Annotated in this window: 7 protein-coding genes; 5 read left to right on the top strand and 2 right to left on the bottom strand. The window is 35.6% G+C overall.

The window, feature by feature from the left end:
• From CXF67_RS02540 to sdaAA, 5 genes are all read left to right on the top strand, one after another.
• On the top strand, positions 1–903 hold a 903-nt coding region (locus CXF67_RS02540), incomplete at its 5' end, for a dihydrodipicolinate synthase family protein (protein WP_102087318.1).
• A gap of 234 nt (positions 904–1,137) precedes the next feature.
• Positions 1,138–2,721 (top strand): aldehyde dehydrogenase (NADP(+)), encoded by a 1,584-nt coding sequence (locus CXF67_RS02535; RefSeq protein ID WP_102087317.1) that lies wholly within the window; start codon positions 1,138–1,140, stop codon positions 2,719–2,721.
• 28 nt (positions 2,722–2,749) lie between these two features.
• Positions 2,750–3,760 (top strand): 4-hydroxyproline epimerase, encoded by a 1,011-nt coding sequence (locus CXF67_RS02530; protein ID WP_102087316.1) that lies wholly within the window; start codon positions 2,750–2,752, stop codon positions 3,758–3,760.
• A gap of 1 nt (position 3,761) precedes the next feature.
• Positions 3,762–5,009 carry an NAD(P)/FAD-dependent oxidoreductase gene (locus tag CXF67_RS02525; protein ID WP_102087315.1) on the top strand — a complete coding sequence of 416 codons (1,248 nt, stop codon included), beginning with the start codon at positions 3,762–3,764 and terminating at the stop codon, positions 5,007–5,009.
• Positions 5,010–5,231: 222 nt separating this feature from the next.
• Positions 5,232–6,818, top strand: coding sequence for an L-serine ammonia-lyase, iron-sulfur-dependent, subunit alpha (gene sdaAA, locus CXF67_RS02520; protein WP_102087314.1), 1,587 nt, complete (start codon positions 5,232–5,234; stop codon positions 6,816–6,818).
• A 91-nt stretch (positions 6,819–6,909) separates the two neighbouring features.
• Here sdaAA and CXF67_RS02515 read toward each other — a convergent pair whose 3' ends face one another.
• Both CXF67_RS02515 and CXF67_RS02510 read right to left on the bottom strand, forming a co-directional pair.
• Complete coding sequence (locus tag CXF67_RS02515) at positions 6,910–8,310, bottom strand: aminopeptidase P family protein (RefSeq protein ID WP_102087313.1); 1,401 nt, start codon at positions 8,308–8,310, stop codon at positions 6,910–6,912.
• Positions 8,311–8,392: 82 nt separating this feature from the next.
• A partial coding sequence (locus CXF67_RS02510; RefSeq protein ID WP_308302163.1) for a S9 family peptidase occupies positions 8,393–10,719 on the bottom strand: 2,327 nt, incomplete at its 5' end.

Here is a 10,719-nt window from a genome sequence, read left to right as displayed (position 1 = left end):
CCTGCAGTCACAACCCAATTTACAATAAACGACAAATTGGATTTAGATTTATTCAAAATCAATATTAAAGCACTGTTAGATGCTGGAGTCCATGGTATTGTATTAGGTGGAACACTGGGTGAAGCAAGTACCTTAACGGATGAAGAAAAACGCATATTAACTAGGGAAACTGTTGCTTTAGTTGATGGAAATGTTCCTGTATTAATTAATATAGCTGAACAAACCACCAATGCAGCAATAGCCTTAGCTAAAACAGCTGAAGAAGACGGCGCTAAAGGTTTAATGATGCTACCTCCAATGCGTTACAAAGCCAGTGATGTCGAGATTGTAGAATACTTTAAAGCGGTTGCAAACAATACCTCCTTACCAATTATGATCTACAACAACCCAATAGACTATATATTGGAAGTCACTTTGGATATGTTTGAGGAGTTATTACAAGCATGTCCAAACATAGAAGCCGTGAAAGAATCTAGCAGAGATACTACCAATATTACTAGGATTAAAAACCGATTTGGAAATAGATTAGCAATAATGACAGGAGTTGATACCTTAGCCTTAGAAAGTTTAGTATTAGGAGCAGATGGATGGGTTGCTGGGTTAGTAGATGCTTTTCCAGCTGAAACAGTTGCAATTTACGAACTAGTAAAGGCTGGCAGAATTCAAGAAGCTATCAGCATTTATCGTTGGTTTATGCCATTATTAGAGTTAGATATTCATCCAAAATTAGTGCAATACATTAAATTAGCATCTGTACACACAAAAATTGGTGCAGAATATGTAAGAGCTCCAAGATTAGTTTTGCAAGGTCATGAGCGCATAAGAATTGAAAAAGTAATAACAGACGCACTTAAGGTAAGACCAACATTGCCAGAGTACAAGAACTTAAGTGTTTTAGCATAAATAATTTGGATCTTATCGCAACGATTGGGTTTTCAACTATATTTTATTTTGTGTTTGTGAAAGTGCCTCATCACATAGAGATGAACACAGAACATAAAAAAATACTTTCTCAATATCTAAAATAATAGATATTTTAGGAATCAGATTAACATTAAAACTTTGTAAAAAACATTGCCACGCTGAAAAGTAAGGCAATAGTTAGTTTTTAAAGTAGTAACTAAATAAATTTAAGTAATGATTACAGGAAAAAACTATATAGGAAATCAACTTTCAGCAAAAGGAAACAAAACCTTTAAAACATTTAATCCTTTATTAAATGTAGAAAATGACTGGGAAATTACAGAAGCTTCAGAAGAGGAAATTAGTGATGCCGCAACATTAGCATCAGAATCTTTTAAAATCTATTCAAAAGTTTCTGGAACTAAAAGAGCACAATTCCTTAGAGCAATTGCCAATGAAATTGAAGACTTAGGTGATGAGTTGTTAGAAGTCTTTTCGGCAGAAAGTGGTTTACCAAACGGAAGAGCAGTTGGTGAAAGAGGAAGAACTTTAGGACAATTACGTGCTTTTGCAGATCATGTAGAAACAGGCAATTGGGTAGAAGCTTCCATAGATACTGCGCAACCAGAACGTCAACCAATTGCAAAAGTAGATTTAAGAAAGATGAATATTGCTTTAGGGCCAGTTGTTGTTTTTGGAGCATCAAACTTTCCATTAGCATTTTCAACTGCAGGAGGCGATACAGCAGCAGCTTTAGCTGCAGGTTGCCCCGTGATCGTAAAATCACACCCTATGCATGCTGGTACAGGGGATTTAGTGGCTTCTGCAATAATTAATGCGGTACAAAAAACGGGGATGCCAAATGGCGTTTTTTCAAATTTAAATAGTAGCAGTATTGAAGTTGGTCAATTATTAGTTCAAAACCCTAATATAAAAGCAGTTGGATTTACAGGAAGCCATGCAGGCGGAAGAGCCTTATATGACTTAGCTGCAAAACGCGAAGAGCCAATCCCTGTTTTTGCGGAAATGGGAAGCGTAAACCCTGTGGTCATTTTACCAAAAGCATTACAAAATAGAGCCAAAGAAATCGCAAAAACATATTCAGGTTCTATCACTTTAGGAACAGGACAATTTTGTACAAATCCAGGTTTAATTTTAGGAATAAAATCAGACGGATTAAACAATTTTATAGAAACCTTAGCTGAAGAAATTGTAAAAATAGAACCCTCTGTTATGTTGCATCCAAACATTACTGGAGCCTATGAAAAAAACAAAGCAACAGCATTATCTCAAAAAGGCATAAAGGTTTTGGCAGATTATGAAACGGAGGTAAAACCAAACTATGTAAGACAAGTAGTTACTACAGTTGAAGGAAATACTTTTTTAAATAATACAACATTGCATCACGAAGTTTTTGGACCCTATTCAATAGTTGTACAATGTGAAAATAAGGCGCAATTAGAAGATATTATTTCAAAACTAGAAGGCCAACTTACAGGAACCATTTTATCTGATGATGATGAAATAGCAAGTCATCCTAATATTGTGAATGTCTTACAAAACAGGGTTGGGCGTATCATTTTAAATGGCGTTCCAACAGGCGTAGAGGTCTGTCCGTCTATGCTTCATGGCGGCCCTTATCCAGCGTCGACAGATAGCCGTTTTACATCTGTTGGTGTAGATTCAATCAAGAGGTGGGCAAGGCCTTTTAGTTATCAAGATTGGCCAAATGATATGCTTCCAGATGAATTAAAAAATGAAAATCCTTTAGGTATTTTTAGAAATTTAAATAGAAACTTAACCAAAGAAAAAATCTGAATACTAAATTATATTTCAAGAAAACCGAATGAGTAGAAAAACCTTTTTTTGCATTGATGCTCACACCTGTGGAAATCCAGTTAGAGTAGTTGCAGGTGGGGGACCGAATTTAGTTGGTGCTAATATGAGTGAAAAGCGTCAACATTTTTTAAAAGAATACGATTGGATTCGAAAAGGATTGATGTTTGAGCCTCGAGGGCATGATATGATGAGTGGCTCCATTCTATTTCCACCCCACAATCCTGAAAATGATTTTGCCATTTTATTTATTGAAACTTCGGGTTGTTTGCCAATGTGCGGACACGGAACAATTGGTACAATTACCATTGCAATTGAAGAAGGTTTAATTACTCCAAAAATTCTTGGAAAAATTAAAATGGAAGCACCCGCAGGTTTGTTGGATATTGAATATAAACAAACAGGTAAAAAAGTAGATTGGGTGAAGTTCATTAATGTAAAAAGTTATTTAGCTGCAGAAAGCTTAACTATTGTTTGTCCTGAATTAGGTAAGATCACTTTTGATGTTTCTTATGGTGGAAATTATTACGCTATTATAGATCCACAAAAAAACTTCTCTGGCGCACAAGATTTTTCAGCAAGCAAGATTATTCAATATTCCCAAGTCGTTAGGCAAAAAATTAATGAGAAATACCCAAACATGTTTTTTCATCCTCAAAATGAAACTATTAGAGATGTTTCACATATATTATGGACTGGAACTCCTATAGATCCAACCTCATCTGGAAGAAATGCCGTTTTTTATGGTGATAAAGCTATTGATAGAAGTCCATGTGGAACAGGGACTTCTGCTAGATTAGCACAATTACACGCTAAAGGAAAATTGAAAAAAGGTGAAGATTTTATTAACGAAAGTTTTATAGGCTCTAAGTTTATTGGTCGTATTGTAGAAGAAACTACATTAAATGGAAAATCTGCCATTATTCCAAGCATTCAAGGTTGGGCAAAAGTATATGGCTATAATACCATTACTATTGATGATGAAGATGATCCCTATGCTAATGGATTTCAAGTGATTTGATATGGAAAAGGAAATTATAATAATTGGCGGCGGAATTATTGGCTTGTGTACAGCCTATTATCTTCGAAAAGATGGTCATAAAATAACCGTTATTGACCAATCCAATATGGATTCTGGCGCATCCTATGTAAACGCAGGCTATATAATACCCAGTCATTTTATTTCAATGGCAGCTCCCGGAATAATTACTAAAGGCATTAAATGGATGTTTAATTCCGAGAGTCCTTTTTACGTAAAACCAAGGTTAGATGCTGATTTCTTAAAATGGGTTTTAGCCTTTAAGAAATCGGCTACTAAAGAAAGAGTGGGACAGTCTATTTCAGCATTAAAAAACATCAATTTATTTTCTAGAGATTTGTATGAAGATATGAAGCAATCTGGTGATTTTAATTTTCATTACGAGCGTAAAGGATTATTGATGTGTTATAAATCTAATAAAGTTGGAGAAGAAGAATGGGAAATTGGTAAGCGAGGTATTAAAGAAGGTTTAGGCGTTAAACATTTATCGGCTAAAGAGGTAAAAGTCTTAGAACCCAAAGCTAATTTAAATATAAAAGGCGCTATTTATTATGATTGTGATGGGCACATGACACCGAATCATTTTATGAATGACATGGCGACTTATTTAAAATCAAAAGGGGTTGTTTTTTATACGAATGAAAAAGTAAACGAATTGGAAGTTTTCAACGATAAAATAGTAAAAGTTCTCACAGATAAAAGAGCATTAATTCCTGACGAAGTCATTTTAACAGCTGGAAGTTGGAGTCCGTTAATAACTAAAAAATTAGGAATAAAAATTCCAGTTCAAGCTGGAAAAGGCTATAGAATAAATGTTGAACAAGAAACTAAAATTACTATTCCAAGTATTTTATGTGAGGCTAAAGTAGCAGTTACGCCTATGGATGGTTTTACTCGTTTTGCAGGCACTATGGAAATTGCAGGAATAAACCATAATATAAATCCAAAAAGAGTGAATTCTATAGCAAATGCTGCTCAACGATATTATAATAATTTGGAAATAACTTTAGAAGAAAAAAAAATGGCAGAGTGTGGTTTAAGACCCGTATCACCTGATGGAATACCTTACATTGGAAAATCATCGAAATGTAAAAATTTAACCATTGCCACAGGACACGCTATGATGGGGTGGAGCTTAGGACCAGCAACAGGAAAACTAGTTTCAGAAATAATTTCTGATAAGAAAAGTTCATTAGATATTTCATGTTATCACCCAGATAGAAAATTTTAACCATATAGCCTTTAAACCTTGAATTCAATCAATAAATTTTAACTTGACCTACTTTTTTATATAAAAATGTAATCCTAAATTACATAGTTTTTCAGACTAGAAAAACAACTAATGTTGAAACTGATAAATTATGAATTTTAGATTTCTAAACTAAGAATATAAGAACAACACTTAAACCATAAAATTAAATTTTTTATAAAAATCTTTTAAAAATTAAAACCAATGAAATCATATCCAAGTATTTTTAATGATGTTATAGGGCCTGTAATGAGGGGGCCTTCTAGTTCCCATTGTGCAGCGGCTCTTAGGATTGGCAGAATTTGTCGGGATATAATGAACGGTATAATTGAAGAAGTGTATATTGAATTTGACCCTAATGGATCTCTTGCGACAACCCATTCAGGACAAGGCTCGGATATGGGACTTTTTGGAGGTCTCTTGGGATGGGAAGCTGATGATGAAAGACTTAGAGATTATGAATTTCACATTAAAAATTCAGGCATTACTATTAAAATAGACATACATCCAATAGGTTTTGAACATCCAAACACCTATAAAATCACTTTAAAAAATAAAACCGAGACTCACCAAGTTATTGGTATTTCTTCAGGTGGAGGTATGATCGAGATTATAGAAATAGATCAAAGCCCGACTTCAATGATGGGCGACTTTAACATAACATTGTTTTATAGCGATTCCGCTGAATATATTTTAGACTTAGTTTCAAAAATGAATTTGGGAGAAACATCCCTTCATAAAGGCTCAATAGATTTCATAACTGTTCAATCAAACGAAATGGAGCAACAGAAACTACTGGAGCAAGTTTCTGCTTTGGATACTCCCATAACAATACGTATCATAAATCCAGTACTCCCCATTAAATCAAGAAAAAACCTCTCTGTCCCCTTTATTACAGTAGGACAATTATTGGAATACAACCAAGGAAAAAATCTGAAATTATGGGAGCTGGCTATAGAATACGAAAGCCAAAGAGGAAATATCACAAAAGAAGACGTGGAAGAGAAAATGGGACATATTGTTGATATAATGGAAAACTCCATTAAAACAGGCCTTAAAGGCACCCATTACAAAGACAGGATTTTAGGCAGCCAATCCCTTAACTTCAAAAAAAACATAAAGGAAAAAAAACTTATACCTGGCGATGTTTTGAACAACGCTATAATGTATACCTCCTCTATGATGGAAATTAAAAGTTCAATGGGCGTAATAGTGGCCGCCCCTACAGCAGGTTCCTGTGGAGCCCTCCCAGGAACTATACTAGGCACTTCTAACACCCTAGGGTTTTCTAGAAACCAAAATATACAGGCTATGTTGGCTGCAGGTCTGATAGGTGTATTCATAACGTCTCATGCCACATTTTCGGCTGAAGTAGGCGGCTGTATGGGGGAGTGTGGATCAGCTTCGGGAATGGCAGCTGCAGGAGTAGTCGTATTAAAAGACGGAAGCTTGTCTCAGTCACTTGCGGCTGCTTCCATGGCATTGCAAAGCTCTTTGGGACTGATTTGTGATACCGTAGCCGACAGAGTTGAAGCTCCATGTTTGAACAGAAATGTGATGGCTGCTTCAACGGCTATCTCTTGTGCAAACATGGCATTATCCGATTACGACCAGGTAATACCTCTTGACGAAGTCATTGAAACTATGAAAAGAGTGGGAGATGCTATTCCACACACCTTAAGGTGTACTGGACTAGGTGGGTTGGCTATAACAAAAACTGCCAAAGAAATTGAAGCCAGACTTCAAGAAAACAAATCAGCCCTTGGGAAAAAATCATTTAAGTCTTGTTAGACAGAAAGCTATATCCAATAAGCTTTAGTGCGATATTAAACAGAAAGTGTATAAAGCTTCTATGCCTGAAATGTTTACTTATCAAAAATCTCTAAAAACTGGATTTAGAAGTTCTAAAATCTTCAATCTCGCTAGAGGTTGTAGGGAGTTTGGCTCCAAATAAACGACTAGCGCTACTTGTTATTAAGAAATCGTCTTCTAAACGGATGCCCCCAAAACGTTTGTATTCTTCCAATTTATCATAATTGATAAACTCCATATATTTATTTTCACTTTTCCTCAACTCTATTAACTCTGGAATAAAATAAATTCCCGGCTCAACTGTAAAAACCATCCCTTCTTCCAAAGCTCTTCCAAACCGAAGGGATTTAAACCCAAAGTCTTTACTTTGCTTTAAATCGGTAGTATATCCTACATATTGCTCTCCTAAATTTTCCATATCATGTACATCTAGACCCATCATATGCCCCAATCCACACTGGAAGAATAGTGTATGAGCACCTGATTCAACCGCTTTATCAGGGTCACCTTTCATTAATCCCAATTCAATTAGACCTACGACTAATTCTTTACAAGCTCTAAGATGCACATCTATAAATTTCTGTTTGGGTTTAAGCATATTCACAGCAGCTTGATAGGATTTATAAACGATATCATAAATTTCTTTTTGTTTAACACTGAAGGTCTTGTTAATCGGAAAAGTCCTTGTAAGGTCACCAGCATATCCAGAAAAGTTTTCAGCACCACAATCACACAACACCATATCCCCTTTTTTTAAGAGGTTTCCCTTAAAGTGATTGTGAAGTATTTGTCCATCAATTGTCACTATGGGAGGAAATGATGTGCTATTGCCATTGGCAACTGCAATATTCTGAATAGCGCCGAATAAATCTAACTCCGTCATTCCTGGCGCAGCCATCTCCATGGCCTTATATTGCATTTGAACGGTTGTATTTACCGCTTTTTCAATTTCCTCAATCTCTGCATTGGACTTTATCGACCGTAATTTCACCACGGCCTTTATAAACTCAACAGATACTTTTTTTGAAACCGCTGTAGCTGAAAAATTAAATAAGTCCGATAATTTTAAAATATGTTCAGGGCGATAGGGAGGTAGATAATGAATCTGTCTGCCTTTGCCTATTGAATTCTCTATATAACTTGCCAAATTTTCAGTAGGCCTTACACTCGTAACCCCTACTTTATGAGCCTGTTCTTCCAAGGATTCAATTGGCCCCATAAACACAACATCATCTATGGTTAAATTATCTCCAAAAATAATTTCTTTGTCTTCTTCCAAATCAATTAGAGCATTTAATCCAGGTATTTGAAGTCCAAAAAAATAAATAAAGGAACTATCCTGTCTATATGGATAGGTGTTGTCCTTAGAATTAATGCTACATTCATCGTTCCCAAGGAAAAGAATTAATCCCTCGCCCATCGATTCCTTTAACTTTTTCCTTCTTGTTTTGTACTCTTCTTCTGAAAACATAGTTTTAAAAATTTATTAGAAATAGATGACTCTATTTTTGTTGCTGTTATACTGCTTTAGCCTTATTATTAACTTCCAAGATTTACCTCCCCCCTGCCGGTAAATTTTTTTCCCAAAAAACTTCCATTGTTTCTCTGAGGTGATAGGATGTGTTTTCCCGTTCATTAATACGATGCGCTCGCATTGGGTAAGACATCATATTAAACATCTTATTGTGCTTAATTAATTTATTTACTAGCATCTCAAAACTCTGATAATGAACATTATCGTCTGCCGTTCCGTGCATAATCATCAAATTTCCCTCCAAGTTTTGCGCAAAATTAATTGGTGATCCATCATGATAACCCTTGGCATTGTCTTCCAATAGTCCCATATATCTTTCCTGATAAGTAGCATCATAAAGCCTTTGGTCGGACACGAATGAAACGGCTAAACCTGAAGAATAAATCTCTGGGTATTTAAACATACAGTTCAGTGTCATTTGACCACCTCCACTCCAGCCCCAAATTCCAACTCGTGTTGAGTCTAAGAAATCGTAGGTTTTCAATATTTCTTTCGCAGCCTTACTCTGGTCTTCAGAAGCCAGGATCCCTATTTGACCATAAATGGATTTACGCCATTTATTACCTCTTGGTGTTTTTGTACCACGATTGTCAACGCTCATGACAACATACCCTTTTTGAGCCATATATTGATCCCATAGACTGCCACCAACCCAATTGTCCTGTACGGTAGATGCTGCCGGTTCCCCATAGACATAAAACAATAATGGATATGTTTTACTAGCATCAAAATCTTTAGGTTTTATCATATAGGCATCCAGTAGAACATCTCCAATATTAACCTTTACAAACTCTTTTGGATTCAATGCCAAGGCATCAAATTTATTCTTTAGCTCCTTGTTATCCTCTAAAATTCTTTTTTGCTTGTGATTTGGAAGGCTTATTAAAGAATATGTAGGAGGGGTAATCGCATTTTGGAATACTTGAATTCCCCATTTGGCATCATTGGAGATTTGATAAGAACTCTGACCCGAATTTGTGCTTGGGGTTATTCTTTCTGCATCTCCTTTTCCGTCTATGCGACTTCTGTACAAATATCTCTGAGTAAAATTATCGGGGGAAGCTATATAGTATACATACCCTCCTTTTGGATCAATACTGTTAATTTTAACAACATCGAAATCTCCTTTGGTGATAGGTTGGATAACCTTACCATCCCTTGAGACCTTGTAAAGGTGTAACCAACCATCCCTCTCACTGGACCAGGTAAAATATTTTTCATTTTCCAACCAGCGCACATCATCATGAATATCTAAAAAAGCCTCATCTTCCTCTGTCATAATAGTGGTGAGCTCCATATTCTCAATATCCCCAACCCAGATCTTATTGGTATTCTGTCTGCGGTTCAATTGCTGGATCATCACCTCTTTAGAATTAGGAATAAAATCCATACGGGCTAAATAATTATTCTTTGGGTCACCTGGTACTTTAAACCATTTTGTAGCTCCCCCATCAACAGAAACTACTCCTACTTTTACAGTAGAAAGTTCTGCTCCTACCTTTGGATAAGGCAATGGAATTGGTTTTGAGTAAATTGAATCTACATTATTGATAATATAAAAAGTACCCACATCTTTGGTATCCGATTGCCAATATGCAATATTTTCACCATCAGGACTCCACCTAAACCCATCTCTACAATTTAATTCCTCTTCATAAACCCAGTCGAAAGTACCATTTATGATATTGCCACCCCCATCTTTGGTGATCTGGTCTATTTTATGACTTTCAAGATTTTCTGAATATATATTTAATTCACTTACATAGGCGACTTTGGATGCATCTGGAGAGAATTTTGCAAACATCAGGGTCGCCGTGGGCAAGGGTTGTCCTAGTCTTACCAATTTATAGGTTTTTAAATCCAACACCCAATAATCACCACGGGTGTGATATCGCCAAACTTTACGTGTATTTGTAAAAATAAGGAGTTTATTATTATCGCTAGACCATTTGTAATCCGAAATTGTAATAGGTTCATTTTTACCCTCAGGAATTAATTGATTAGCAGATACCAAAACTGACCTTGTTCCACTTCGTGCATCATATTTAACAATATTCTGACCACCTATTTCTTTGTTGGTCTCAAGAGTTGAATACCCTTTGTTGTCTTTCATCCACCTTACAGGACCAAAACTTTTTTGTTCGTATATGTTTTTTTTATAAACGTCTTTTAATTGTAACGGCGATGCATTTTGAGCTTGACCAATACCAAAAAAAAACAAAAAACATAGCATACTTATCAAAACCCCTTTTTCCATAACTTTTATTATTTTCTGGATAGTATTCTTTTTCAATCTATACCATGAGTCCAATTTTATTAAAAGAGTCTTACATGTTATAGAATAAT

The organism is Psychroflexus sp. MES1-P1E (genome assembly GCF_002836055.1).
Lineage (GTDB): Bacteria > Bacteroidota > Bacteroidia > Flavobacteriales > Flavobacteriaceae > Psychroflexus.
The sequence above is the reverse complement of the archived record's forward strand: the minus strand, read 5'-3'. Positions and strand labels throughout refer to the sequence as shown.